Annotated in this window: 27 protein-coding genes, 1 tRNA gene and 1 pseudogene; all 29 read left to right on the plus strand. The window is 69.3% G+C overall.

What is annotated here, in order from left to right; translation table 11 throughout:
* The first annotated feature begins 14 nt into the window (after positions 1-14).
* The 29 genes and pseudogenes from rpsI to ACOGXI_RS16930 all read left to right on the plus strand — a co-directional run bounded on the left by rpsI (position 15) and on the right by ACOGXI_RS16930 (position 24232).
* On the plus strand, positions 15-410 hold the full coding sequence (rpsI, locus tag ACOGXI_RS16790) for a 30S ribosomal protein S9 (RefSeq protein WP_419939954.1): 396 nt from the start codon (positions 15-17) through the stop codon (positions 408-410).
* Between the two features lie 22 nt (positions 411-432).
* Entirely contained in the window at positions 433-1458 is a 1026-nt protein-coding gene (rpsB, locus tag ACOGXI_RS16795) for a 30S ribosomal protein S2 (RefSeq protein ID WP_419939955.1), read from the plus strand.
* A gap of 53 nt (positions 1459-1511) precedes the next feature.
* Positions 1512-2360, plus strand: a complete 849-nt coding sequence (gene tsf / locus ACOGXI_RS16800) for a translation elongation factor Ts (RefSeq protein ID WP_419939956.1) — start codon at positions 1512-1514, stop codon at positions 2358-2360.
* 14 nt (positions 2361-2374) lie between these two features.
* On the plus strand, positions 2375-3100 hold the full coding sequence (gene pyrH, locus ACOGXI_RS16805) for a UMP kinase (protein WP_419940236.1): 726 nt from the start codon (positions 2375-2377) through the stop codon (positions 3098-3100).
* Positions 3101-3124: 24 nt separating this feature from the next.
* Positions 3125-3682 carry a ribosome recycling factor gene (frr, locus tag ACOGXI_RS16810; protein ID WP_419939957.1) on the plus strand — a complete coding sequence of 186 codons (558 nt, stop codon included), beginning with the start codon at positions 3125-3127 and terminating at the stop codon, positions 3680-3682.
* A complete protein-coding gene (locus ACOGXI_RS16815; protein ID WP_419939958.1) occupies positions 3679-3942 on the plus strand; it encodes a hypothetical protein in 264 nt (87 codons plus the stop codon). The genes frr and ACOGXI_RS16815 overlap by 4 nt, the downstream gene beginning before the upstream one ends.
* On the plus strand, positions 3909-5339 hold the full coding sequence (tilS, locus tag ACOGXI_RS16820) for a tRNA lysidine(34) synthetase TilS (protein ID WP_419939959.1): 1431 nt from the start codon (positions 3909-3911) through the stop codon (positions 5337-5339). The genes ACOGXI_RS16815 and tilS overlap by 34 nt, the downstream gene beginning before the upstream one ends.
* Complete coding sequence (gene hpt, locus ACOGXI_RS16825) at positions 5336-5899, plus strand: hypoxanthine phosphoribosyltransferase (RefSeq protein WP_419939960.1); 564 nt, start codon at positions 5336-5338, stop codon at positions 5897-5899. Before tilS ends, hpt begins: the two co-directional genes overlap by 4 nt.
* A gap of 134 nt (positions 5900-6033) precedes the next feature.
* Positions 6034-7983, plus strand: a complete 1950-nt coding sequence (gene ftsH, locus ACOGXI_RS16830) for an ATP-dependent zinc metalloprotease FtsH (RefSeq protein ID WP_419940237.1) — start codon at positions 6034-6036, stop codon at positions 7981-7983.
* A 95-nt stretch (positions 7984-8078) separates the two neighbouring features.
* On the plus strand, positions 8079-8951 hold the full coding sequence (gene folP, locus ACOGXI_RS16835) for a dihydropteroate synthase (protein WP_419939961.1): 873 nt from the start codon (positions 8079-8081) through the stop codon (positions 8949-8951).
* Positions 8951-9820 carry a diadenylate cyclase CdaA gene (gene cdaA / locus ACOGXI_RS16840; RefSeq protein WP_419939962.1) on the plus strand — a complete coding sequence of 290 codons (870 nt, stop codon included), beginning with the start codon at positions 8951-8953 and terminating at the stop codon, positions 9818-9820. The genes folP and cdaA overlap by 1 nt, the downstream gene beginning before the upstream one ends.
* Before the next feature lie 64 nt (positions 9821-9884).
* Positions 9885-10550, plus strand: a complete 666-nt coding sequence (locus ACOGXI_RS16845) for a MotA/TolQ/ExbB proton channel family protein (RefSeq protein ID WP_419939963.1) — start codon at positions 9885-9887, stop codon at positions 10548-10550.
* A 48-nt stretch (positions 10551-10598) separates the two neighbouring features.
* Positions 10599-11021 carry an ExbD/TolR family protein gene (locus tag ACOGXI_RS16850; protein ID WP_419939964.1) on the plus strand — a complete coding sequence of 141 codons (423 nt, stop codon included), beginning with the start codon at positions 10599-10601 and terminating at the stop codon, positions 11019-11021.
* Positions 11022-11142: pseudogene (locus ACOGXI_RS16855) on the plus strand (ExbD/TolR family protein); the annotation flags it as partial.
* Positions 11124-11468, plus strand: a complete 345-nt coding sequence (locus ACOGXI_RS16860; RefSeq protein WP_419862377.1) for an ExbD/TolR family protein — start codon at positions 11124-11126, stop codon at positions 11466-11468. The pseudogene ACOGXI_RS16855 and the gene ACOGXI_RS16860, both read left to right, overlap by 19 nt.
* Positions 11469-11539: 71 nt before the next feature.
* Entirely contained in the window at positions 11540-12199 is a 660-nt protein-coding gene (locus ACOGXI_RS16865) for an energy transducer TonB (RefSeq protein ID WP_419939965.1), read from the plus strand.
* A gap of 177 nt (positions 12200-12376) precedes the next feature.
* Entirely contained in the window at positions 12377-13075 is a 699-nt protein-coding gene (locus ACOGXI_RS16870; protein ID WP_419939966.1) for a YggS family pyridoxal phosphate-dependent enzyme, read from the plus strand.
* Complete coding sequence (locus tag ACOGXI_RS16875) at positions 13072-13758, plus strand: DivIVA domain-containing protein (protein ID WP_419939967.1); 687 nt, start codon at positions 13072-13074, stop codon at positions 13756-13758. The genes ACOGXI_RS16870 and ACOGXI_RS16875 overlap by 4 nt, the downstream gene beginning before the upstream one ends.
* A gap of 79 nt (positions 13759-13837) precedes the next feature.
* A complete protein-coding gene (gene ileS, locus ACOGXI_RS16880) occupies positions 13838-17089 on the plus strand; it encodes an isoleucine--tRNA ligase (RefSeq protein WP_419939968.1) in 3252 nt (1083 codons plus the stop codon).
* Positions 17086-17463 (plus strand): TraR/DksA family transcriptional regulator, encoded by a 378-nt coding sequence (locus ACOGXI_RS16885; RefSeq protein ID WP_419939969.1) that lies wholly within the window; start codon positions 17086-17088, stop codon positions 17461-17463. The genes ileS and ACOGXI_RS16885 overlap by 4 nt, the downstream gene beginning before the upstream one ends.
* The gene (gene lspA, locus ACOGXI_RS16890; RefSeq protein ID WP_419939970.1) at positions 17456-18058 is read left to right on the plus strand and encodes a signal peptidase II; all 603 of its coding nucleotides are present in this window, start codon (positions 17456-17458) and stop codon (positions 18056-18058) included. The genes ACOGXI_RS16885 and lspA overlap by 8 nt, the downstream gene beginning before the upstream one ends.
* Position 18059: 1 nt before the next feature.
* On the plus strand, positions 18060-19064 hold the full coding sequence (locus tag ACOGXI_RS16895) for an RluA family pseudouridine synthase (RefSeq protein WP_419939971.1): 1005 nt from the start codon (positions 18060-18062) through the stop codon (positions 19062-19064).
* 72 nt (positions 19065-19136) lie between these two features.
* The gene (locus ACOGXI_RS16900; protein WP_419939972.1) at positions 19137-19361 is read left to right on the plus strand and encodes a hypothetical protein; all 225 of its coding nucleotides are present in this window, start codon (positions 19137-19139) and stop codon (positions 19359-19361) included.
* 85 nt (positions 19362-19446) lie between these two features.
* A tRNA-Val gene (locus tag ACOGXI_RS16905) sits at positions 19447-19521 on the plus strand.
* A gap of 13 nt (positions 19522-19534) precedes the next feature.
* Positions 19535-20464, plus strand: coding sequence for a CopD family protein (locus ACOGXI_RS16910; RefSeq protein ID WP_419939973.1), 930 nt, complete (start codon positions 19535-19537; stop codon positions 20462-20464).
* 34 nt (positions 20465-20498) lie between these two features.
* Positions 20499-21833 carry a Zn-dependent hydrolase gene (locus ACOGXI_RS16915; protein ID WP_419939974.1) on the plus strand — a complete coding sequence of 445 codons (1335 nt, stop codon included), beginning with the start codon at positions 20499-20501 and terminating at the stop codon, positions 21831-21833.
* Positions 21830-23230 (plus strand): aspartate aminotransferase family protein, encoded by a 1401-nt coding sequence (locus ACOGXI_RS16920; RefSeq protein ID WP_419939975.1) that lies wholly within the window; start codon positions 21830-21832, stop codon positions 23228-23230. The genes ACOGXI_RS16915 and ACOGXI_RS16920 overlap by 4 nt, the downstream gene beginning before the upstream one ends.
* 7 nt (positions 23231-23237) lie before the next feature.
* Positions 23238-23678, plus strand: coding sequence for a hypothetical protein (locus ACOGXI_RS16925; RefSeq protein ID WP_419939976.1), 441 nt, complete (start codon positions 23238-23240; stop codon positions 23676-23678).
* Complete coding sequence (locus ACOGXI_RS16930) at positions 23675-24232, plus strand: lysophospholipid acyltransferase family protein (protein WP_419939977.1); 558 nt, start codon at positions 23675-23677, stop codon at positions 24230-24232. Before ACOGXI_RS16925 ends, ACOGXI_RS16930 begins: the two co-directional genes overlap by 4 nt.
* The last annotated feature ends 1 nt before the right edge of the window (position 24233 follow it).

Below are 24233 nucleotides of genomic sequence, written 5' to 3' on the forward strand. Positions count from 1 at the left end.
CAGGGAGACGAGAGTTGGCGGATACGGAACAGGTCCAGTCGGTCGGACGTCGGAAGAAGTCGGTGTCCCGCATCACGATGAAGCGTGGTGTGGGCGTCGTGAATGTGAATGGCCGGGCTTTCGAAGAGTACTTCACGATCCCGCGACACCGTTCGCTCGTCGCGGCGCCCCTCGATGTCACCGGGACACGAGCGTCGTACGACATCGCCGTGCGGGTCCGAGGAGGCGGAATCACCGGCCAGGCGGAGGCCACGCGCCTGGGCATCGCCCGCGCCCTCCTCGCGATGGATGAGGAGCGCCGGCGCACGTTGCGGTCTCACGGCATGTTGACCCGCGATCCCCGAATCGTCGAGCGGAAGAAGCCGGGTCGTCCCAAGGCGCGCAAGCGCTTCCAGTTCTCCAAACGATAGCGGAAGGCGGAAAGCCGAACGCATGGGCGTCGAGCTGCAGGACCTCTTGAAGGCGGGCGTACACTTCGGGCACCAGACACATCGCTGGAACCCGAAGATGCGGAAATACATCTTCGCCGAGTGCGGCGGGATCTACCTCATCGATCTCAAGAAGACGCAACGGGAGCTCGAGCGGGCACACGAACTCGTGCGCCAGACGATCGTCGCGGGCAAATCCGTGCTCTTCGTGTGCACCAAGCCTCAGCTCGCCCGCGTCGTGCGGGGAGAGGCCGAGCGCTGCGGTTCCTTCTACGTCACGGAACGCTGGCTGGGCGGCATGCTCACCAACTTCCAGACGATCAAGAAGAACATCGCGCGCCTGAAGGAACTCGAGCGGGGCGTCGAGGAAGGGGCGTTCGAGTTCTACACGAAGAAGGAGCGGCTGCTCCTCGAGCGCGAGCGGCAGAAGCTCGACCGTTATCTGTCCGGCATCAAGGAAATGACGAAGCTGCCGGGGCTCGTGTTCGTGGTGGATTCCACCCGCGAAGAGATCGCGGTGCGCGAGGCGAACCGCCTCGGCATCCCGGTCGTCGCGATCGCGGACACGAACGCGGATCCCGATCTCCTCACGATCGCCATCGCGGGCAACGACGACGCGATTCGCTCCGTCTCCCTGATCACGCGCTCGGTCGCGGACGTGGTGGAGGCATCGCGCCGCGAGATTCCGGAGGCGGGACGGGACGAGGCGGAGTCGCAGGCGTACACGTATTCGAGCGACGCCGGCGGGGTCGCCGACGCCGCGGGCAGTTCGCGCCGACGGAGGCCGAGGCGAAAGCCGCGGCCCGAGGTCATCGCGCAGCGACTGCACCATCCAGCTGTGATAGAGGGTGCCGACGGGGCCGCCGAGTCGGCCGAGGGTGCTGCGGACGCCGAGAGCGCCGAGACGGAGGCCAGCGCCGAGACTGCGGCGAGCGCCGCAACGGTCGACAACCCGGAACCCGCGGCGGACGCCGGATCGGAGGGTGCCGAAGCGGCCGTTGTCGGAGAGGTGGAGTCAGAAGAGAAGTGACCGCAAGGGGCCACTTCGGTGGCCCTTTTTTTTGGGAAGGAGACATGGAGACCATGACGCAGATCACGGCCGGGGCGGTGAAGGCTCTCCGCGACCGGACAGGCGCCGGGATGATGGACTGCAAGCGCGCGCTCATCGAGTCGGACGGAGATTCGGAGCGGGCCATCGACCTGCTGAGGAAAGCGGGCGCGGCGAAGGCGGCGAAGCGCGTGGCGCGCGCGGTGTCGGAAGGCACGATCCGCATCGCGATGCGCGATGGGTCCGCCTCGATGGTCGAGGTGCTGAGCGAAACGGACTTCGTCGCGCGCAGCGATGCGTTCGAGGATTTCTCGCGGGATCTGGCCGACCGGCTGCTCGACCTCCCGGTGCCGGACGGGGAGACCGTGCAGGGCGCCGCGCTGCTGCAGTTCGAGGGCGGAGACGCGATCGAGAGCCGCCTCAACGAGCTGCGGGTCCAGGTCGGAGAGAACATCCAGCTGGGACGGGCCGTGCGCTATGACGTCGGCGCGCAGGGGGCCTTCGCCTCCTACGTCCACTTCGGGAATCGCATCGGCGTGCTGTTGGAGGTTTCAGACTCCGGCGACGCGGCGGTAGAGGCGGCCCGCGGGATCGCGATGCATGCCGCGGCCACGAATCCCCGGGGCGTGTCGCCGGACGACATTCCGGAGGAGGAGGTCGAACGCGAGCGCAAGCTGCTGACCGAACAGGCGCTGGAGCAGGGCAAGCCGGCCTCGATCACGGAGAAGATCGTGGAGGGCCGCATGCGCAAGTTCTATGAGGAGAACGCGCTTCTCTGGCAGGCCTATGTGCGGGATCCGGACCTGACGGTGAAGGAGGTCCTGGGCAAGGCGGGAGAGGACCTGGCGGTTCGGCGGTTCGCCCGCTTCGAGGTGGGCGGCTGAGTTCCGCGGACCCGATTCCGGGGGCCGCGGGCGATCTCAAGTATCGCCGCGCCCTCGTGAAGCTCTCCGGCGAGTCGCTCGCCGGGAATCGGGGGTTCGGCATCGACCCGCCGGCCATCGAGGAACTCACGCACGACATCCGTCGCGTCCACGGGAGCGGCGTGAGCCTCGGACTCGTCGTGGGCGGCGGGAACATCATGCGCGGCACGGTGGCGAGCGCGCGCGGCATGGATCGGGTGAGCGCGGACTACATGGGCATGCTCGCGACCGTGATCAACGCGATGGCGCTTCAGGACATGCTCGAGCAGTCCGGCGTGGAGACGCGGGTCATGTCCGCCATCCGGATGGAAGAACTCGCGGAGCCCTACATCCGGCGTCGCGCGCTGCGGCATATCGAGAAGGGAAGGGTCGTGATCTTCGCCGGAGGCACCGGGAACCCGTATTTTTCCACCGATACGGCGGCCGTGCTCCGGGCGATCGAGATGGAAGCCGACGTGATCATGAAGGCGACGCGGGTCGACGGGGTGTACACTGCGGATCCGGAGACCGACCCGGAGGCCTCGCTCATCGACGAGATCGGGTATCTCGAAGTGATGACCCGTGAACTCGGCGTCATGGACGCGGCGGCGATCTCGCTGTGCAAGGACAACTCGCTGCCCATCGTCGTCTTGAACATCAAGCGGCCTGGTGCAATCCTGGCAGCGTTGCGAGGCGAGAGGATCGGGACCCTCGTCGCGTAGGATTCGTGGAGATCGGAGGGGACGGTGCCGGAGGAGACGCTGGAGAATGCGGTCCTGGCGATGGATAGCGCGATCGAGGCGATCGCGCGGGAATTCGCCACCGTTCGTACGGGCAAGGCGACGACGGCGATTCTCGACGGCGTGAGGGTCGAAGCGTACGGCTCGATCGTACAGTTGCGGCAGGTGGCCAACGTCAGCGCCCCCGAGCCGACGATGCTTCTGGTGCAGCCGTACGACCCGAACATCGCCGGCGATGTCGCGCGCGCGATCCAGAGCGGCGACCTGGGGCTCAACCCTTCGGTGGACGGCGTCGTCGTCCGGGTGCCCATTCCGCCGCTGACCGAGGAGCGCCGCCGCGAACTCGTCAAGATCCTCCACCGGATGGCGGAAGAGGGGCGGGTGTCGATCCGGCACGCGAGACACGATGCGCGCGACCAGCTTCTGAGGATGCAGCGGGACGGGGAGGTCGGCGAGGACATCTGCCGCCGCACGATGGCGGAGGTCCAGACGCATACTGACGAATACGTGAAGAAGATCGACGAGATGCTGACGCGCAGGGAAGCGGAGGTGATGGAGGTTTGAGCGGACCGAAGGACATCACCGGCGCCCTGCGGGCATACGTCACCGGGCGGGATCGCGTCTGGGAGCACGGGCGCAAGCTCGGCCGATCCGGGACCGCCTCCGCGGATCCCTCTCCCGATCCCTCTGCCGACGCCCCGTCGGAGATCGCGTTCGGGGAGTTGCCGGCACGGCCGACGTTCGGCGTTTCCGTGGCCGAGGAACTGGACTTCCGCCGCGGCCCGGCGGCGTGCCGCGACCGCCTCCCGCCAGGAGAGTCCTGACCCTCCGCGCCGAAGCCCCGCGCGCTGCGGGCGCCGGCGTGGAGGCCCGCCTGCGGCGCGCGCTCGAGGCGACTCCGGAGCTTCTGCCGCGAGGCTCGCGCGTCCTCGTGGCCTTCTCCGGCGGATCGGACTCGGTCGCGCTCCTCCATCTCCTCCGCGCGCTCGGCGAGTCATGGCCGCTGACGCTGAGCGCGGCCCACTTCGACCACGGGCTGCAGCCGGAAAGCGCCGCACAGGCCGCGCGAGCGGCGGAACTCTGCCGCCGGGCCGGAGTTCCGTGCGACGTGGGCCGGGCGAACGGACTCGCGGGCGGCCACGCGGAGTGGCGGGCGGCCCGATACGCGTTCCTGGCCGAGGCGCGGCGTCGGGCCGGGGCGGACCGCGTCGCCCTCGCGCACCAGCGCGATGACCATGTGGAGACGGTGTTGCTGAACCTCCTGCGCGGCCCCGGCTTTCGCGGGCTGGCCGGCATCCCCGCGCGCCGCGGCGCGTTCGTGCGTCCGCTGCTCGGCTTCGGGCGAGAGGAACTGAGAGGCTGGCTGCGGGCCGCGGGGCGGGAGTGGGTGAAGGATCCCGCAAACCGGCATCCCCGTTATCGGCGCTCGCGGGTGCGGTACGGGCTGCTGCCGGCCCTGGCCGACCGGGAGCCGTCCGTGCGCCGACTGCTGGCGGAACTCGGAAGGCATGCACTGGTGGCCGAGGGGGGGCTGGAAGCGGGCGCCCGGCGGCGTCTCGCCGCCGCGGGATACCGGGAAAGCGCCGCCGGCGCGCAAATTGCCCGGTCCCGGTTGCTGGGGTATGATCGGGCGGCTCGCGGCCGCATGTTGCGGCGGGTCGCCCGGGACATGGGTTTCCGGGTGTCCCGGCGCGGAACCCGGGTGGGCGCATCCTTCATCGACACGGGGGAGAGCGGGCGCGGAGTGGACATCGCGGCAGGTCTGCGGGTCGAGCGCGAGTTCGACCGGATTCACGTACGTCGCGCGCGTCAGGCGCCGTCCGACCGCGAACTCGACATCGATCGGATGCGGGCGGGCCGGGCGCCGGTTCGCCTCGGCGGGAGGGCCTATGAGGTGCGCTGGGGCGCCCTCGAGGGCACGGAACGCTGGGCGACGGCTTTCCCCGTCAACGGGATCAGGTTCCCGATCCGGGTACGGGGACCGGAACCCGGAGACCGGATCCGCACGCCGGCCGGGTCGCGAAAGGTGGCGAAGCTCCTGGTGGAGCGTCGCGTGCCGGCTTCGGGTCGCGCAGCCGTGCCGGTCGTGGTGGATGCCGACCGGAAAGTGCTGTGGGTGGCCGGGCACTCCCGGGCGGCGGTGGAGCCGCCCGACCCCGGAGGAGCGTGGTTCGCCATTGGAGTCCATTGGATTCACCGAGCGCTGAGACCGGCACGATGAAAGCCGCGGAACGCGAGTTCACGGAGTACACCGGGGGCGAGCCCCTCGGACACGTCGTCTACTCCGCGTCGCAGATCGCGGACTGCGTCGCCCGCATGGGAGCGGACATCGCCGCCGCATACCCGCCGGACGCCGATATCCTGCTGCTGGGACTGCTCAAGGGGTCGTTCGTTTTCCTCGGCGACCTGGTCCGCCAGATCCGGCGGCCGCTGCAGGTCGACTTCCTCGTCGCATCGAGCTACGGCAAGGGCACGGAGAGTTCGGGCAACGTGGAACTGCTCTACGACCCGCGGGCCCCGATGGCCGGCCGGCACATCATCCTCGTCGAAGACATCGTCGACAGCGGCACCACGCTGAACCAGTTGTGCGGCGCGCTCGTCGACCGAGGCCCCGCCTCTTTCGAGATCTGCGCGCTCCTCCACAAGCGCATCGCGCCGGACCTCGAGTGGGAGCCCCGGTGGGTTGGCTTCGATGCACCAAATGAGTTCCTTGTGGGGTATGGATTGGATCACGGGGAGGATTTTCGTCACCTTCCGTTTATCGCGTGTCCCGGTACGTGAGCCGTTCGGGAGACAGCCGCAGGCGAGACATCGGAGCCGGAACAGGCCGGAACAGGCCGGAATAGATCAAAATGAGACAAGACCAGCCGCAGAGGCCGCCGCAGAGGCAGGACGGCGGCGATTCCTCGGGCCGCATGCATCGATGGCTCAGGACCGCGTCGTTCTGGGCGCTGCTGATCCTGATCCCCGTCGCGCTTCTCCAGTTCATGGGAGGCGCCGGGGAGAGCCGGGAGACGCTGACCTACACGCAGTTCCGCCAGCAGATCACGCAGGGGAACATCGAGTCGATCCAGGTGCGCCTCGGGACCGGCGAAGTGGAGGGCAGACTCAGGAGTCCGATCACCGTCGAGGAGACGGAAGTCGGGAACTTCCATCTCCTGCTTCCGACGCGCGAGATCGGCGACGCCCTCATGAGCGAACTCCTCGCGGCCGACATCGCGATCGAAACGCTTCCCGCCCGCAGCAACTGGCTGAACGTATTCATCTCGATCCTTCCCTGGATCTTCATCATCGGACTATGGCTCTTCGTCATCCGGCAGATGCAGGCCGGAGGATCGCGGGCCTTCAGTTTCGGGAAGTCGAAGGCCAGACTCCTGAGCGGAGACACGCCGAAGATCACCTTCGCCGACGTCGCGGGGTGCGATGAAGCGAAGGACGAATTGCAGGAGATCATCGAGTTCCTCAAGGATCCGCGAAAGTTCTCGCGCCTCGGCGGACGCCTGCCGAAGGGCGCGCTGCTCGTCGGGCCGCCGGGGACCGGCAAGACGCTCCTCGCGAGAGCCGTCGCCGGGGAGGCCGGACGACCGTTCTTCTCGATGTCCGGCTCCGACTTCGTGGAGATGTTCGTCGGCGTGGGCGCTTCCCGCGTCCGTGACCTCTTCGAACAGGGGAAGGCCCAGGCGCCCTGCATCATCTTCATCGACGAGATCGACGCGGTCGGACGCCACCGCGGGGCCGGTCTCGGGGGCGGGCACGACGAACGGGAACAGACGCTGAACCAGTTGCTCGTGGAGATGGACGGCTTCGAGTCGAACGAAGGGGTGATCCTCCTCGCCGCGACGAACCGGCCGGATGTACTCGATCCCGCGCTCCTGCGCCCGGGTCGCTTCGACCGCCAGATCGTCGTCGACAATCCCGATATCAAGGGGCGCGAGGGGATTTTCCAGGTGCACACGCAGGACATCCCGCTCGCCGACGATGTCGACCTCGCGGTGCTGGCGAAGGGGACGCCGGGGCTCTCGGGCGCGGATATCGAGAACGTCGTGAACGAGGCCGCGCTCATCGCGGCGCGGGACGACAAGGATCGCGTCTACATGGACGAGTTCGAGCGGGCCAAGGACAAGGTCATGCTCGGCACCGAGCGCCGGAGCATGGTGATCTCCGATGAAGAGCGCCGCGTCACGGCCTATCACGAGGCGGGGCATGCCGTGGTCGCCCTCCGCGTTCCGGGGCTGGATCCGCTCCACAAGGTGACGATCGTGCCGCGCGGGCGTGCCCTCGGGATCACGGCTTCGCTCCCGGAGGAGGACCGCCACAACTACACGAAGGACTGGCTCGAGGGCCAGCTCAAGATGCTCTTCGGCGGTCGCGTGGCCGAAGAGATGATGTTCGGCGAGGGCAAGATCACGACCGGCGCGGGCAACGACATCGAGCGCGCGACGAACCTCGCGCGCCGCATGGTCACGCAGTTCGGGATGTCGCCGGCCGTGGGCGCGATGTCGGTGGGGGACCGTGAACAGGAGGTCTTCCTGGGACGGGACCTCTCGCAACGCCGCGAGGTGAGCGAGAAGACGGCCGAACTCGTGGACGGCGAGATCAAGCGCATCCTGGATGAGTCGTACGCCGCCACGCATACCGTCCTCGAAGAGAATCAGACGCTGCTCGAAGCGATCGCGCAGGCGCTGCTGGAGCGGGAGACGCTCGACTCGGAGGACATCAAACTGCTCGAGGCGGGCAGGGAGTTGCCGGCTCCGGTCCCGGAATCCGTTCAGCCGCCGCCGACGCCGGCGACCGTGGAGCCGGTGCCGCAGCGGGGGCGTCCGCTGGAGGGTGCGGGGGGCGAGCCCGCCCCGGCCCCCGCCTGAGGGCGCCCGGCGCGCGGATGGGGATGGGGCTCTCGACGGTCGGGCCGGCAAGCACCTGGCGGGTAGGCGATCGCGAGATCTCTCTCGAATCACCCGTGATCGCGGGGATCCTCAACGTCACGCCCGATTCGTTCTCGGACGGCGGCCGGTTCGATCGGCCTCGCGCGGCGATCGCGCGAGGTTGGCGGATCGCGGAAGAGGGAGCGGCGATCCTCGATATCGGCGCCGAGTCCACGCGACCCGGCGCCGACCCGGTGCCGGCGGAAGAGGAATGGGCCCGGCTCGAACCCGTGCTCCGAGGACTGCGCGATCTCCCGATCCCCGTCTCCGTGGATACGTCCAAGCTCGAGGTGGCGGAGCGGGCGGTCGATGCGGGCGCCGCGGCGATCAACGATGTGACCGCCCTGCGCGCCGATCCGGCGCTGGCGGGTCTCGCGGCCCGCACGGGCGTCGGGCTCGTCCTCATGCACATGCGCGGCACGCCCCGGACCATGCAGCTCGACACCGCCTACGGCGACATCGCGGCGGAGGTGCGCGGCGCTCTGGCCGACGCCCGGCGGACGGCGCTCGACGCGGGCTGCGAGCCGGGGCAGATCGCGGTCGACCCGGGGCTTGGCTTCGGCAAGTCCCTGGATGGCAATCTCGAATTGCTGGCCCGGCTCGACGAGATCGCGGCGCTCGGAGCGCCGGTGTGGGTCGGCCCGTCGCGCAAATCTTTCCTCGGAGCGCTGCTCGGTGTGGGGCCGGATGAGCGCGTGACGGGCTCCGTGGCCGCGTCCCTGGCCGCGGCGCGGCGGGGCGCCGACGTGCTCCGCGTGCACGATGTTCGCGAGACGCGCCAGGCGCTTGACGTCGAGGGCGCAATCGACGCGATCGATGCCCGCGACGCGGTCGATGCCCGCCGCGCCGGCGACGTTCGCGGCGCCCGTCCGCCCGCCCGCCCGCAGGCGGCTGGGGGCCGCGGCTGATGGATGCCCTCTGGAACTACCTGAGCCTCCTTCAGATCGATCTCCTGGACGCCTTCGAGATCACCGTCGTCGCGGTCCTCATCTACCGGGTGCTCATCCTCTGGTCCGGCACCCGGGCGTTCCAGATGCTGTTCGGCCTCGTCCTCCTCGTCGCGGTATACGCGGCGGCGGGATGGCTCAGCCTCGACCTCATCCGGTCGATTCTCTCGCAGGCCTTCACCTACGGGGCCTTCGCGCTCATCGTCGTCTTTCACCCGGAGTTGCGGAACGCGCTCGCCCGGATCGGCCGCAACCGCGTGCTGAGCGCGCTGACCCGGCTTCAGGAGCGGAGCGAGGCGGTCGCGGATGAGATCGCGAAAGCGGCGGCCGAACTGTCCCGCACCCGGACCGGGGCGATCATCGCGATCGAACGCGAACTGTCGCTCGAGGAGTACATCGAGAAGACGGGGACGCGGCTCCGGGCCGACGTGTCGTCCAGCCTGCTCGTGTCGCTGTTCACGCCCAGGTCGCCCCTGCACGATGGGGCGGTCGTCGTGCGCGACGGGCAGATCGTGGCCGCCGGCGTCCACCTGCCGCTCACGCAGTACCCTCTCAGCGACCGGACGCTCGGCACCCGGCACCGCGCCACGCTCGGCCTTTCGGAGGAGACCGACGCGTACGTCGTCGTCGTATCCGAGGAGACGAGCCAGATCTCGCTTGCGCGTCGCGGCGTCCTGCGCCGGAACCTGGCGGCGCAGCAGCTCCGGGACCACCTGGCGGCCGATGTCGCGGCGCCCGAACTGAGCCGCCCCGGCGCCGATATCGACACGGAGTCCGCGGATCGGCCGGACGGGCCCAAACGGTTTGACGAGGCTCCGTCCGTCCCCTAGACTTGCGAACCAGGACCAGGCCGGCATTGGGCGACAAATCCCTCACGGGCAGGCGACAGGCGATATGGGCAATCAGTACGAGCTGCTGACTCTGTTCACCGATGGCGGGTTCATGATGTACCCCCTTGTCCTCTGCTCGCTGATCGCGATCGGCGTGATGCTGGCCAAGGCGTGGACCCTGACGATCGCCCATCGCGACTCGAAGCGACTGCTCGACGAGATCGAGAACCTCGGCGTGAGCGGCCGCCTCGGCGAAGCGATCACGACGGCCGAAGAGACGCGGGGACCCGTCGCCGCGATCCTCCTCGCCGGTCTGCGCCGACTCCGCGACCGCGGCAGCGAGGCGCGCTCCGACGGGAAGGACATCCAGAAGGCGATCGCAACGACGGGCGTGATCGAGCTCGACTTCCTCGAACGCGGCCTCACCGTCCTCGGTACGATCGCCAACGTCGCTCCCATGCTGGGTTTCCTCGGCACCGTGATCGGGATGATTCTCGCCTTCCAGGCCATCGAGATCGCGGGCCAGGTCGAGCCGGGCCTCGTCGCCGGCGGCATCAAGGTGGCGCTCATCACGACCGCCACCGGCCTCTCGATCGCGATCCCCGTCAACATCGGCTACAACTTTTTCGTCACCCGCATCGATCGTCTCATCCTCGACATGGAGGAAGGGGCGCAGGAAGTGCTCGGGCTGATCTGGGACCTCGAGGACCGCGGCGCGCGGGCGAGCTGACGCGCCCGAGTCGCACCTCCGGGCGAAAAACGGAGAAAGAAGTCCACAATGGCGATCATGAAGCGCAAGCAGAAGGTGTCGGATGAGATCCCGACCTCTTCGATGGCGGACATCGCGTTCCTCCTCCTGGTCTTCTTCCTCACGACGACGGTGTTCAACGAGGAACGGGGACTGCCGATCGTGCTCCCGGAGCAGGCCGAGGAGCAGGACGTGTCGGGACGGAACCTGATCTTCTTCATCGTGCAGCCCGACGGCCGCGTGATCGTGCGCCGGGGAGAGAGCGAGCAGGAACAGGTCGTGGCGCACACGCAGGTCGCGAACATCCTGCGCACCGAACTGGCCGGCAACGAGAATCTCATCGCCGCCATCCAGACGCACCCGGACGCGCCCTACCGTCACATGGTCAACGTGCTCGATGAAGTGAAGCTGGCGGGCGCCGAGCGAATCTCGCTACAGGAGATGGAGAACTAGATGGCCATCAAGGACAGCGGCTTCAAGAAAAAGTCCGGGTCGGACGGGTCGATCCCCACTTCGTCCATGGCCGACATCGCGTTTCTCCTTCTCATCTTCTTCATGGTCACGACCGTCTTCCGGAAGGATCGGAACCGGCAGATCGAGTGGACGACCGCCGAGGCCACCGAGAAGATCGACGAGAAACGGCAGAACATCCTTCATCTCTGGGTTCAGCGCGACGGTTCGGTCTGGATCAACGACGTGCTGACGCCGTTCGAGGACATCTCGGAAACCGTTCGGCCCATCTATGCGGAGAACCGCGAACTCGTGATCGCGATTCGCGGCGACTCCGAGGTGCCTTATCAGCAGATCAATACGATTACGGAAGAATTGCAGGCATCCGGGGCGGTGCGCGTAACCTTCGCCACACGACTCGAGCAGCGCGCCATGCGGGCTCGGCGCTGACGCGGGGTCTGGCCGCGGGCTGCCGGAAGTAGCAGCCACACCACGGGCTTCTGGAGACCGGGAGGAAAACGATGGAAGAGACCGGCATTCGGCTCACCGCGAACGATCAGTTCAAGCGGGCGAGCACCAACTGGACACAGATCGGCCTGATGGCGGCCGTCATGCTCCACTTCGGGCTGTTCGTGCTCGTACGCCCGTTCGAAGCAGCGGACCTCGGCGTCGTCGCCGATGAAATCGAGGCCGTGGCGTTGCCGCCCGAAGTGAAGATCCCGCCGCCGCCGGAACAGATCGCCCGTCCGGCCACCCCGCGGGTCGCATCGGTCGACATCTCCGAGGACATCACGATCGCGGAAACGACGTTCGAGTCGTTCACGACGGATAACGCCCTGCCCCCGCCTCCCGAGACCGGGAGTCCGGCGGACCGGCCGTCCTTCATCGCGTACGACACGCCTCCCGTGATGCTGAACCAGGGTGAGGTTCAGCAGATTCTGGAGCGGGAATACCCGCGCACGCTGAAGGATGCCGGCATCGGCGGTCGCGTCGAACTCTGGCTCTACGTGACCGAGGGCGGAGCGGTCGCGAACTTCGAGGTGAAGACCTCCTCCGGGAACCCCCTGCTCGACGAGGCCTCGGGGAAAGTCGTGCAGCAGATGAGGTTCACGCCTGCGAAGAACCGCGACAGGGTCACGGCGGTCTGGGTCTCCCAGTGGGTGACGTTCCAGGTGATCTAGCATTACGGAGACACCACACTGGCCGTCCCGCAGTTTCTGAAAGCGACGGCAAGCGCCCGGCGACGCCAAAGCGACGCCGGGCGCCTGTTTTTTGCGGGTCCGCCGGGCGCCGCCGGGTCCCGCCGGACCCCGGCGAATGGCTCGCATCGCCGGACGCGGCCCCGTAGACTGTGCCGCGTGACGAAAGATCAGGTCGAGGCCCGGCTGGCCATGGTGACAGAGCGCATCGAGGCTGCCGCGAGGCGGGCCGGGCGGCGCGCGAGCGAGGTCGAGGTCCTCCCCGTGACGAAGGGACATCCCGCCCGGGGCATCGAGATCGTGAAGGCGCTCGGCGTGGACCGGATCGGCGAGAACCGGGTGCCGGAAGCCGAAGGCAAGCGGTCGGAACTGGGACTGACGCCCGGCGTCGCGTGGCACCTGATCGGCCGGCTGCAGCGCAACAAGGCGCGACGCGCGGTCCGGTTGTTCGATGTCGTCGAATCCGTGGACAGCGTACGGCTCGCGGGCACGCTGAGCCGCATCGTCGAGGAGGAGCGGCGTGAACCGGTCGAGGCGCTCGTGCAGGTGAACACGTCGGGAGAGGCGGCGAAGGCCGGCCTGGGCCCGGATGTGGCGCTCGACGCCGTGGCCGAGATCTGCGAACTGCCCGGTCTGCGCGTGGCCGGGCTGATGATGATGGCGCCCTTTACGGTGGACGAAACCGTGGTCCGGCCCGCGTTTCGGCGCGCCGCGCGGCTGCTGGAGCGCTGCCGGGCGGAGATTCCGGCCTTCGAGGGCCGGGCGCTCTCGATGGGGATGAGCAACGATTTCGAGATCGCGATCGAGGAGGGGAGCACGCGGGTGCGGCTCGGCACGGTGCTGCTGGGGGAGAGATGATCGACCTGACACCGCTTGACGTCCGCAAGAAGAGGGACGACTTCAGGCGTTCCGTGCGCGGCTACGACGCGCAGCAGGTCGATGCGTTTCTGGCGGTCGTGGCGGACAGCCTCGAACGCCACGTGCGCGAGCACGTCGTGCTCAGCGAACGGCTCGAGCAGCAAGAGCAGCAGCTCGAGAGCTACAGGGCCCGCGAGAAGGCCCTCAACGAAGCGCTCCTGGCGGCACAGGAGTTGCGCGAGGAGGCTCGCCGCCAGTCCGAGCGCGATGCGGCCGTGCGGGTCCGCGAGGCCGAGATGCGCGTGGGCGCCGTTCTCGCCGACGCCGAGCGAGCCGTCCGCCTCTGCCACGACAAGGTCGACGATCTGAAGGCGACCCGGGGCCGGTTCCTCGCCTCGCTGCGGAAGCTGTTCGAGCGCTTCGACGAATACCTCGACTTCGAGGATGAACGGTTCGGGGACGGATCGAGCGACCTCGACCGGTTCAGCGAGCGGTTGCGGGAGCTGCGAGAAACGAGCGAAGGCTCCGATCCGGTCGAAACGGCCGGGGACGGGGCCCGCGAGGTGGCCGCCGCCGAGCCTGCGGGTCCGGTGGCTCCGGCGGCTCCGGCGTCCAATACCGAGCCCCCGCCTCCATCGATTAGCCGGGTCGACGTCGGCGGTTCGGGCGCCGCGTCGACCTGACCGCAGCACCCCGCTGCGCACGCCCGCCGTTCCGACGACCGCGTCGACCATCCAGGAAATAACCAGACGGAGTACCTCCATGGCCTACCGGCCAATACCGGAGTCCGTACGCGGGCTCGAAGCCGAAATCCTCGCACGCTGGGAGGAAGAGACGACGTTCGAGCGCAGCCTTGCGGCCCGAGCGGATGCGCCGGACTTCGTGTTCTACGAGGGGCCGCCGACCGCGAACGCCGCGCCCGGCGTCCATCACATCCTTGCCCGCACGATCAAGGACGCGGTGGCGCGATACCGCACCATGTCCGGTTCCCACGTGCCGCGGAAGGCGGGCTGGGACACGCACGGGCTGCCGGTGGAACTCGAGGTCGAGCGTTCGCTCGGCATCTCCGGCAAGCCGGACATCGAGCGCTACGGGATCCGAAGGTTCAACGACAAGTGCCGGAACAACGTGTTCCGCTACCAGGATGCCTGGGAGCGGCTGTCCCGGGACATCGGCTACTGGCTGGACTACGGCGACCCGTACGTCACGTACTCGCCGGAGTTCATCGAGTCGGGCTGGTGGGCGCTGTCGGAGATCGAGAAGCGCGGCCTGCTGTACCGGGGATACCGCGTCATCCCGACGTGCCCGCGCTGCGGCACCGGACTCTCGAGCCACGAGGTCGCGCAGGGCTACCGGGACGTGACCGAGCCCGCGGTCTACATGAAGTTCCATCTTGAGGACGACCCGGACGGCGCGCGGATCCTGAGCTGGACCACGACCCCCTGGACGCTTCCGGGCAACCTCGGCCTCGCCGTGGGCCCGGACATCCCCTATGCCCGCGTACGCGTCCTGCCCGAGGGCGAGAGCGACGGCGGGGGCGAGGACGGCACCACCCCCGCGCGGGCGCACGACGGGCCCGGCGGGGCTTCGCCCGGCGAGGTGCTCATCCTGGCCCGCGACCGCGTCTCCGAAGTGCTGCGGCACCCGTATGAGATCATCGGGGAAGTGAGCGCCGGCGATCTCGGCGGGCGGCGCTACCGCCCGCTCTTCGACGGAGCGGTGGACGGCGCCGGCTCCGATACCGCGTGGACGGTGCTCGAGGCGGACTTCGTCACGGTCGACGAAGGGACGGGCGTCGTGCACACCGCGGTGATGTACGGCGAAGACGACTTTCGGCTGGGCGAGGCCGCGGGGCTGCCGATGCAGCACACGGTCGGCGAAGACGGGCGTTTTCTCGACACCGTGCCGGGCGGACTCGCCGGCATGCACGTGAAGGATCGAGAGACCGAACGCGCGCTCCGCGACTGGGCCGTCGCGCACGACCAGTTGTACCTGCGCGAGATGTATGAACACAGCTATCCCCACTGTTGGCGCTGCGACAGCCCGCTTCTCTACATGGCGCGCGATTCCTGGTACATCCGGACGACCGCCGTGAAGTCGCGCCTGCTGGAGCACAACGCGTCCATCGACTGGCACCCGCCCGAGACGGGGTCCGGCCGCATGGGCGAGTGGCTGCAGAACAACGTCGACTGGGCGCTCTCGCGCGAGCGGTACTGGGGAACCCCCCTCCCGATCTGGCTTTGCTCCGAGGACGACGCACACCGGGAGGTGCTCGGATCCTTCGCGGAACTGGGTCGCCGGGTCGGCGGCCTCCCGGAGGACTTCGATCCCCACCGGCCGGGGATCGACGCATACGAGTGGAACTGCGGCGCCGAGGCGTGCGGCGGCACGATGCGCCGTGTGCCCGAAGTCGCCGACGCGTGGTTCGACTCGGGCTCGATGCCCTACGCCCAGTGGCACTATCCGTTCGAGAACCGGGACACCTTCGAGCGATACTTCCCGGCCGACTACATCGCCGAGGGCGTCGACCAGACGCGCGGCTGGTTCTATTCGCTCCTCGCGCTGTCCACCATCCTCTTCGACCGCGCACCCTTCCGGGCCGTCGTCGTCAACGACCAGGTGCTCGACGCGAAGGGACGGAAGATGTCCAAGTCGCGGGGCAATGCCGTGGATCCGCGCGACGCGCTCGACACCTACGGGGCCGACGTCACGCGCTTCTATTTCCTCTCCGGGTCCAACCCCTGGGTGCCGAAGCGTTGGGACCCGTCGGCGCTGCGCGAGACCGACCGCAAGCTGTTCGCCACGCTCCGTCACACGTACCGCTTCTTCGCCCTCTACGCGAACGAGGAGGGGTGGTCCCACACCGCGTCCGCCGCGGCCCCTGTCTCCGACCGAAGCGACCTCGACCGCTGGGTGCTCGCGCGCCTCGACCGAGTCGTGAGGCGGGTGGGGGCGGCGCTGGAGTCGTTCGATCTCACCGCCGGCGCGCGCGCCATCCAGGAGTTCGTGCTCGACGATGTGTCGAACTGGTACGTGCGCCGGAGCCGCGACCGCTTCTGGGCGACGCAGCCGGGGATCGCGGCCGCGAGCGGCGATGCCTTCGCGACGCTGCACGAATGTCTCGCCACGACCGCGCGGCTGCTCGCCCCGTACGCCCCGTTCATGTCCGATTGGCTTTACCGGGCGCTCACGGACGACACATCCGTCCACTTGGCGGATTTCCCGGAGCCGAAGGGGCATTCGGAGCCCGAACTCGAACAGGCGATGGACGACGTTCGGCGTCTGGTCGCCCTGGGCCGGGCCGCGCGGGAAAAGGCGGGGGTCCGGATTCGGCAACCGTTGCGCGCACTGCACGCGGTTCTGCCCGAGGGGCGGGTGCTCGCGGACCCCATGGCGGCGCTCGCGACGGAAGAACTCAACGTCAAAAAGGTTGTGTCACTGGGGGACAGCGAAGATCTTACCCGGCTATACGCCAAGCCTCGGTTCGGGGCGCTGGGTCCGAAACACGGAGGGCGTACGCCGGCCGTCGCGGCCGGGATCGCGAATCTGGATGGGGTGGCCCTGAGACGGCTCAGGGACGGGGAGCCGCTCGACATCGAGATCGGGGGCGAGCGGGTGCGGGTGATGCCCGAAGACCTCGTGATTCAGGAGGAGACGCTCACCGATCTCGCCGTGGCGACGGGAGGCGGTTACCTCGCGGCCGTGGATACCGATATCGACGATGGGCTGCGCGCCGAAGGTTACGCGCGGGAGATCGTGAACCGCGTGCAGCGGCTGCGGCGCGATGCGGGGCTCGAGGTCGCCGACCGCATCCGTCTCGGCGTGGCGGGCCCGGAGGAGCTGGAACGGGCCGTGTCGACGCATAAGGATTACATCGCCGGCGAGACGCTGGCCGTGGAAGTGCGAACCGGGTCGGCCCCGCGGGGCGGCCTGAATACATCTGTGGTGAAGATCGACGACGTCGAGGTCCGCATCGGAATCGGCGGGGTCGGCGAACGCGCTTGCGAAGGATGAACGCGGAACAACGGAAGCACATCGAGAAGAGGCTGCTGGAAGCCCGGTCGCGCGCGACGCGGGAACTGGGGCAGTACGACGACTCGTTCACGAGCTCCCTTCAGGGGGCGGACAGCGACCTGGCCGCCTACAGCTTCCATATGGCGGACCAGGGGACGGACGCCATGGAGCGCGAGAAGGCCTTCCTGTTCGCGAGCAAGGAGGGTCGGCTGCTCTACCACATCGACGAGGCGCTGAGGCGGCTCTATCGGAACCCGGAGCAGTTCGGACAGTGCGAGCACTGCGGCGAGGACGTCAGCTTCGAGCGACTCGACGCCCTCCCGCACGCGCGGCTCTGCATCCGGTGCAAGGAGAAGGAGGAGACGGGTGCCTGAAGCTTCCGAACGCGGGGATGGCGCCACCCCCGAACACGAATCGCCCGCGTTGCCGGGCAGCGGGCCGGGCAACGGCGATCTCACCGCCCGCCTCTGGCTGACGCTCATTCCGATCGTGGTCATCCTCACGCTGGACATCGCGACCAAGGCGTGGGTCATGAACACGTTCCAGATGTACGAGCAGACGCCGGTGATCGGCGACTTCTTCCGCTTCACCTACACGCACAACCGCGGCGCGGCGTTCGGGCTCGACATCGGCGAACATTCCCGGATCTTCTTCCTCATCCTCTCCCTGATCGCGCTCGGCGTGCTCGGCGCCATCTACCGCGGCACGCCGTCCTCGGATCGGCTTCGCATCCTCGCCATCTCGCTCGTCTCCGCCGGCGCGCTCGGCAACATCTGGGATCGCATCCGGCTGGAAGCGGGCGTCGTGGACTTCCTCGACTTCGGCATCGGTACGAGCCGTTTTCCCATCTTCAACATCGCGGACTCCGCCGTGACGGTCGGTGCGGTGCTGCTGCTGATCTCCTTCTGGCTCGAGGGCCGGCGCGAGAGGGAGATGGCGGCTGCGGCGGCGGAGGCGACCCCCAAGTGAAGTGAGTCCGCCCGAGTCCGACGCGCAGGGGGATGCGAAGGGTGCGGGCGAACGGCGGCTCATCGAGATCCGCGAGGGCGAAGGCGTGGCCCTCGACCGGCTCGACCGCCTGTTGGCCGAACGTCTCTCCCTGAGCCGCGCCCGCGTCGTCCAACTCATCGCCGAAGGCCGGGTGACCGTCGGTGGGCAGGTCGTGCGGAAGCGGTACCGGCCACGGGCGGGAGACCGGATCGAGATCGAACTCCCCGCCCCGGTTTCCACCCGGCTCGAACCCGAGGACATCCCGGTCGGGATCCGATACGCGGACGACGACCTCGCGGTGGTCGAGAAACCGGCCGGACTCGTCGTCCACCCCGCTCCCGGCCATCCGGGGGGCACGCTGGTGAACGCCCTCCTCTTCCACCTCGGCGGCCTGTCGAGCATCGGGGGGGATCGCCGGCCCGGGATCGTGCACCGGCTGGACAAGGACACAAGCGGGCTCATGCTCGTCGCGCGCCGGGACGAGGCGCATCGGGCGCTGTCCGCCGCGCTCCGGCGCCGTGAGATCGAGCGCGGGTACGTCGCCGCGGCCTGGGGACACCTCGACGAGGAGCGGTTCACGGTGGACCGCCCGATCGGACGCGACCCGCGCGACCGGAAGCGCATGGCCGCGCGCGAGGCCGGGCGGCCCGCGGTAACGCATTTCAAGCGCCTGGAGCGCTGGAACGCCGCGGAACTGCTCGCCGTGCGGCTCGCCACGGGGAGGACGCACCAGATTCGGGTGCACCTGCAGTCTCTCGGACACCCGGTCGTCGGAGACCCCATCTACGGGCCGGACTGGGAACGCGGGTTCGGCGGCGCGGGCGGCCGCTGGGCGGAGGCGCTCCGGCGCCGGGCCGGGCGACTCTTCCTGCACGCCGCGCACCTCGCCTTCGAGCACCCCGAGACCGGCGAGGCCCTGTCCTTTGCCTCGCCGCTGCCTTCGCCGCTCCAAGAGGCTGCGGAATGGGCCCGAGCGAGCTCGTGAGGCGCCCGGGCGCGCCGGAGGGGCGCCCGGGCCATGGTTGACGCATGTCGGAGGGGCGTCTAGCGTCCCCGCATGAATCAGGGAAGACGCGACCGGAGGAGGGGAGACGCCCCGGCCCGAGGCCTCCAGTTCGGGGTGGCCAACTACGCGGCGTTCGCGCTCGGCCTCACGTCGATCGCCGCCGGGTACGTGCTGCTGGACCGGGGGTCCGTGACGGCCGCGCCGCTTCTGCTCATCCTGGGCTACGTGGTGTTCCTGCCCGCCGGACTGATCCTCGGCTGGCGTCGGCTCAACTAGCGACAGTTTCGCGGGCCTCGGCTCGGCTGGTGGAACCCGGCCCGTGCGGGCCCCGCCGCGAGACCGCGCGGATCGCCACGATTCGGGGCGAATAGCTCAGCCGGTTCAGAGCGCCTGCCTTACAAGCAGGAGGTCGGGGGTTCGAATCCCTCTTCGCCCATTTGGTTACCGATATGTGGTTCCTGATCGGCACGCTCTCGCGCTGGGCGCTGTTCACGGGTCTCCTCGTCGCGGTGGGGGCCGTGGCCTTCAAGCTGGTCGTCCTGCGGCGTTTCCCCGGGTTCGGGCCGGTCGAGGATGAAGCCGGCGGCGCGATGCCGGGGAGGCTGGCCGCGCGGATCGGAGGCGTCGCGGTGCTGCTCGCCGGGGCCGGCGCCCTGGGTCGCCTCGCCGCGGAAGTGAGCGTCTTTCGCGATCCGTTCGAGCCGCTGGGGGCCGAAATCCGTCTGCTCGTCACCGGGACCTCGTGGGGTCGGGCGTGGCTCGGCCAGGTCACCGCCGTCGCCCTCTCCGCGGCGGCTTTCCTCCTCGCCTCCGCGCGGGGTTCGCGGGCGGAATTCGGCTGGATCGTGGCCACGGCGGGGGTGGCTCTGCTCGCGTATACGCCCGCGTTGGCCGGGCACGCGGCCGGCGCCGAACACTTCGTCACTCCGGCGATTGCCGCCGATGTCTTCCACATGGTGGCGGGAGGCGTGTGGCTGGGCACGCTCGCGGTGATGGCGGGGGTCCTGGTTCTGGGCCGGCGCCGGGGGGCTTCGATCTCGAAGCGCCGCATCGTCGACTGGATCTCGGCCTTCTCGCCGCTCGCGCTGGGCTCGGCGGCGATCATCGCGGCCACCGGACTCTTCGCGGCGTGGCTCCATCTCGGGACGGTCTCGGCGCTGTGGGCCGAACCCTACGGCCGGACGCTGAGCCTGAAGCTCCTCGTCCTCCTCGGGATCGTGGCTTGCGGCGCGTACAACTGGCGGCGCGCTCCCGGCCGGGTCGCGGAAGCCGAAGGTCCGCCCCGTCTCCCGCGGACCGTTATCGTCGAGTTGAGCGCGGCGGGTCTGCTCCTCCTCGTTACTGCCGTCCTCGCCGGTACCACGCCCCCCGCCCATTGATGCTCACGGCACGCCTCGGCGCGAGCGCCGCACGGTGACCGCGATCCCGGAACTCCGCGTCGATGGAGACCGGCTCTGGGGGCGCCTCGAGGAGATGGCGCGCATCGGGGCCACGCCCGCCGGGGGCGTCCACCGCCTCGCCCTGAGCGACGAGGACCGTCGCGCGCGCGACCTCTTCCGGGCGTGGGCCGAGTCGCTGGGCCTCGCAGTGTCCGTCGACGGGATCGGCAACATGTTCGCCCGCCGGGAGGGCCGGGAGGGCCGGGAGGGCCGGGAGGGAACGGGCGCCGCCGCGGTCGAGGGTCGACCCCCGCTGATCATCGGGAGTCACCTCGACAGCCAGCCTACGGGGGGCCGGTTCGACGGGCCGCTCGGCGTCCTCGCGGCGCTGGAGGTGGTGGAAACGCTGGAGGAGCAGGGGGTTCGGACGGCTTGCCCGATCGAAGTGGCGAATTGGACGAACGAGGAGGGCGCCCGTTTTCCGCCCGCCATGATGGGCTCGGGCGTGTTTTCGGGCCGCTTCGACCTCGCCGACGCGCTCGGCGCGACGGACCCGGACGGGGTCACGGTGTCGGACGCCATCGACCGCATCGGGTATCGCGGCGCGCTCCCGGTCGGGGGCCGCCCGATCGTCGCCGCGCTCGAGTTGCACATCGAGCAGGGGCCGACTCTCGAGGAGAGCGGCTGCGAGATCGGCGTGGTGACCGGGGTGCAGGGCGCCCGCTGGTTCGACCTGACGATCACGGGAGAGGAAGCGCACGCGGGGTCGACGCCGATGTCGCGACGGACGGATCCGGTGGCGGTGCTCGGGCGGCTTCTCGTCGACGCGTATCGCCGCATCGAACGGGACTTCGCGCCGCACGGACGGCTGACCTTCGGGGTCCTGGCGGCGGAGCCGGCCTCGCGGAACACGGTGCCCGGGCGCGTGGCGGTCAGCGTGGACCTCCGTCACCCGGACGATTCGACCCTCGACGATATGGAGCGCGTTCTCCGCGAGGAGGCGTCGCGCGCGAGCCTCGTACGCGGCGCATCATGGCGGCTGGAGGACGTCTGGCGTTCCCCGCCGGTCCGCTTCGCGGAGCCGTGCATCGAGGCGGTCCATGCCGCCGCGGAATCCTGCGGATACACATCCATGCGCCTCATGGCCGGGGCCGGCCACGACTCCGTCCATACGAACGACGTCGCGCCGACGGGGATGATCTTCGTCCCCTGCGAGGGCGGCATCAGTCACAACGAGGCGGAGAACATCACGCCCGCACAGGCGGAGGCGGGGGCCAACGTCCTCCTCCACGCGGCGCTCAGGCTCGTGGAGCCACCGGGGGCTGATATGTTGTCCGCGCCAACCCACCAACCAGGAGGCGCCGCTTGACCGCCACGACGAATACCGCCACGGCGAGCCCCGCCGGAACCGCAACGGCTCAATGGCAGGACATCGACCGCCGCCATCACGTCCACCCCTTCGTCGACCCCCGGGTCGTGGCCGAGAAAGGGACGCGCGTGATCGTGGGCGCGGAGGGTCGCCACCTCATCGACTCCGATGGCCGGCGCATCCTCGACGGCATGGGCGGCCTGTGGTGCGTGAATCTCGGCTACGGACGCGAGGAACTGGCGAGGGCCGCGTACGACCAGATGGTCGAGCTTCCCTACTACAACACGTTCTTCCGTTCGGCGCCCCCGGCCACGATCGAACTGTCCCGGGTCCTCGCGGAACTCGCGCCCGGCGCGATCGCGCACACCTTCTTTTCGAGTTCCGGTTCCGAAGCGAACGACACCATCGTCCGCCTCGTCCGCCGGTACTGGGACCTGCGCGAGAAGCCGGAGAAGAAGACGTTCATCAGCCGCACCTACGCCTATCACGGCAGCACGATGGCCGCGGCCAGCCTGGGCGGTTTCGAGGCCATGCACGCGGTGGGCGACCTGCCGTTGCCCGGCTTCGAGCACGTCATGCCGCCGTACTGGTTCGCGATGGGAACACCCGACGAGACGCCCGAGGAGACCGGCGCGCGGGCGGCGCGGGCGGTGGAGGAGAAGATCGCGGAACTCGGCCCGGATCGCGTGGCGGCGTTCATCGGCGAGCCCGTCATCGGCGCCGGCGGCGTCATCGTGCCGCCGGACAACTACTGGCCCGAGATCCAGCGCATCTGCCGCGAGAACGACGTGCTCGTGGTCTGCGACGAGGTGATCACCGGCTTCGGCCGCACGGGCGAGTGGTTCGGCGCGCAGAAGTTCGGGATCGAGGCCGACCTCATGACGATCGCCAAGGGGCTCACCTCCGGCTACGTCCCGATGTCCGCCGTGCTCATGACCGACGCGGTGTTCGACGTTTTGGCCGAAGGGGGAGTGATCCCGCACGGGTACACCTATTCGGGCCATCCGGTCTCGGCCGCCGTGGCCCTGGAGAACCTCCGGATCATGAAGGAGGAGGGGGTCGTCGATCGGGCGAGAGAGGACACCGGGCCCTACTTCCAGGCGCGGCTGAGGGAGTTGAACGATCACCCGCTCGTGGGTGAAGTGCGGGGCGTCGGACTCGTCGCCGGCGTCGAACTCTCGAAGGACAAGACGACCCGGGAGCTGTTCGAGCCCATGGGCCAGGTGGGAGCCGCCTGTCACGAGCACCTCTACGACGAGGGGGTCGTGTTCCGGGCCATGCGCGACGTCATCTGCACGAGTCCGCCGCTCACGATCACGCGCGAGGAGATCGACGAACTCGTGACGAAGGCGCGCGCGGGGATCGATCGGACGGCGCGCGACCTCGGCATGATGTAGCGGGCCCGTGACGAAACCCCGATGGCTGACGGGACTGCGCGTCCCGCGGGCCCGGCGGGTCGCCCTCGGAGCGACCGTGGCGATCCCGGCCGCCTGCGCCGCGGCGGGGGGCGCGCCGGCGGGCGGTCCGCGGCCGGAGGCGGACGGGCAAGACTTCCGGATGAGCTACTACGTCTCGTGCAGCGTGAGCAATGAATGCCGCGTGCAGTATATCGACGAGGCCGGCGAACTGCGGGCCCGCGACATCGTGGGCGATTGGGAGCTGGATCTCGGCGCGGACCGGGGCACGCGGCTCTGGGTGCGCGCCGGCGCCGGCGGGTGTCCGCCTCGACCCGTGCGGGCCGAGATACGGATGGGCGCCGACGTCGTGGCCGAGCACCTCGCGCGGCCGCCGGGGGGCCAACGCTGCCGCTGGATCCTCGCCGAGACGGAGTTCCGCATCCCGTGATCCGGCGTCTGGCGAGCGGCCTGCTGAAGCTCGCCGGCTGGCGAACCGTCGGTGAACCGCCCGGGCCGAAGTCCGTCATCATCGGAGCCCCGCATACGTCGAACTGGGACTTCCCGCTCGCGCTGCTCTGCTTCTGGAGCGTCCCCATCCCCGCCCGCTGGGTCGGCAAGCATACGATCTTTCGATGGCCCTTTGGCGGTCTGCTGCGCCGTCTCGGCGGCATCCCCGTCGACCGGGCCCATACCACGGACTTCGTCCGCGTCATCGTCGAGGCGTTCGAGCGCGAACCGGAGTTCACGCTCGTGCTCGCGCCCGAGGGTACGCGCGGCCGCCGCGACCACTGGCGGAGCGGGTTCTACTGGATCGCGCACGGCGCGGGAGTGCCCCTCGTGCTCGGCTTCGTGAACTACGCCGACCGCACGGTGGGGATCGGCGACGCCTTCATGCCGAGCGGGGACATCGAGGCGGACATGGAGCGGATCCGCGCCTTCTACGCCGACAAGAAGGGACGGCGCCCCGGGATGCAGAGTGCGATTCGCGTGCGCCCGCGCTGAG

It is taken from the genome of Candidatus Palauibacter sp., from assembly GCF_965208055.1.
Taxonomy (GTDB): domain Bacteria; phylum Gemmatimonadota; class Gemmatimonadetes; order Palauibacterales; family Palauibacteraceae; genus Palauibacter.

What these genes read in the sequence shown, in the direction of transcription:
- hpt (WP_419939960.1), top strand. Translation starts at nt 5,336, where the DNA reads ATGAAAGCCGCGGAACGCGAGTTCACGGAGTACACCGGGGGCGAGCCC.
- ACOGXI_RS16850 (WP_419939964.1), top strand. Translation starts at nt 10,599, where the DNA reads ATGGCGATCATGAAGCGCAAGCAGAAGGTGTCGGATGAGATCCCGACC.
- ACOGXI_RS16900 (WP_419939972.1), top strand. Translation starts at nt 19,137, where the DNA reads ATGAATCAGGGAAGACGCGACCGGAGGAGGGGAGACGCCCCGGCCCGA.
- ACOGXI_RS16885 (WP_419939969.1), top strand. Translation starts at nt 17,086, where the DNA reads ATGAACGCGGAACAACGGAAGCACATCGAGAAGAGGCTGCTGGAAGCC.
- ACOGXI_RS16860 (WP_419862377.1), top strand. Translation starts at nt 11,124, where the DNA reads ATGGTCACGACCGTCTTCCGGAAGGATCGGAACCGGCAGATCGAGTGG.
- ACOGXI_RS16910 (WP_419939973.1), top strand. Translation starts at nt 19,535, where the DNA reads ATGTGGTTCCTGATCGGCACGCTCTCGCGCTGGGCGCTGTTCACGGGT.
- ACOGXI_RS16865 (WP_419939965.1), top strand. Translation starts at nt 11,540, where the DNA reads ATGGAAGAGACCGGCATTCGGCTCACCGCGAACGATCAGTTCAAGCGG.
- ACOGXI_RS16845 (WP_419939963.1), top strand. Translation starts at nt 9,885, where the DNA reads ATGGGCAATCAGTACGAGCTGCTGACTCTGTTCACCGATGGCGGGTTC.
- rpsB (WP_419939955.1), top strand. Translation starts at nt 433, where the DNA reads ATGGGCGTCGAGCTGCAGGACCTCTTGAAGGCGGGCGTACACTTCGGG.
- cdaA (WP_419939962.1), top strand. Translation starts at nt 8,951, where the DNA reads ATGGATGCCCTCTGGAACTACCTGAGCCTCCTTCAGATCGATCTCCTG.
- ACOGXI_RS16875 (WP_419939967.1), top strand. Translation starts at nt 13,072, where the DNA reads ATGATCGACCTGACACCGCTTGACGTCCGCAAGAAGAGGGACGACTTC.
- tsf (WP_419939956.1), top strand. Translation starts at nt 1,512, where the DNA reads ATGACGCAGATCACGGCCGGGGCGGTGAAGGCTCTCCGCGACCGGACA.
- ftsH (WP_419940237.1), top strand. Translation starts at nt 6,034, where the DNA reads ATGCATCGATGGCTCAGGACCGCGTCGTTCTGGGCGCTGCTGATCCTG.
- ileS (WP_419939968.1), top strand. Translation starts at nt 13,838, where the DNA reads ATGGCCTACCGGCCAATACCGGAGTCCGTACGCGGGCTCGAAGCCGAA.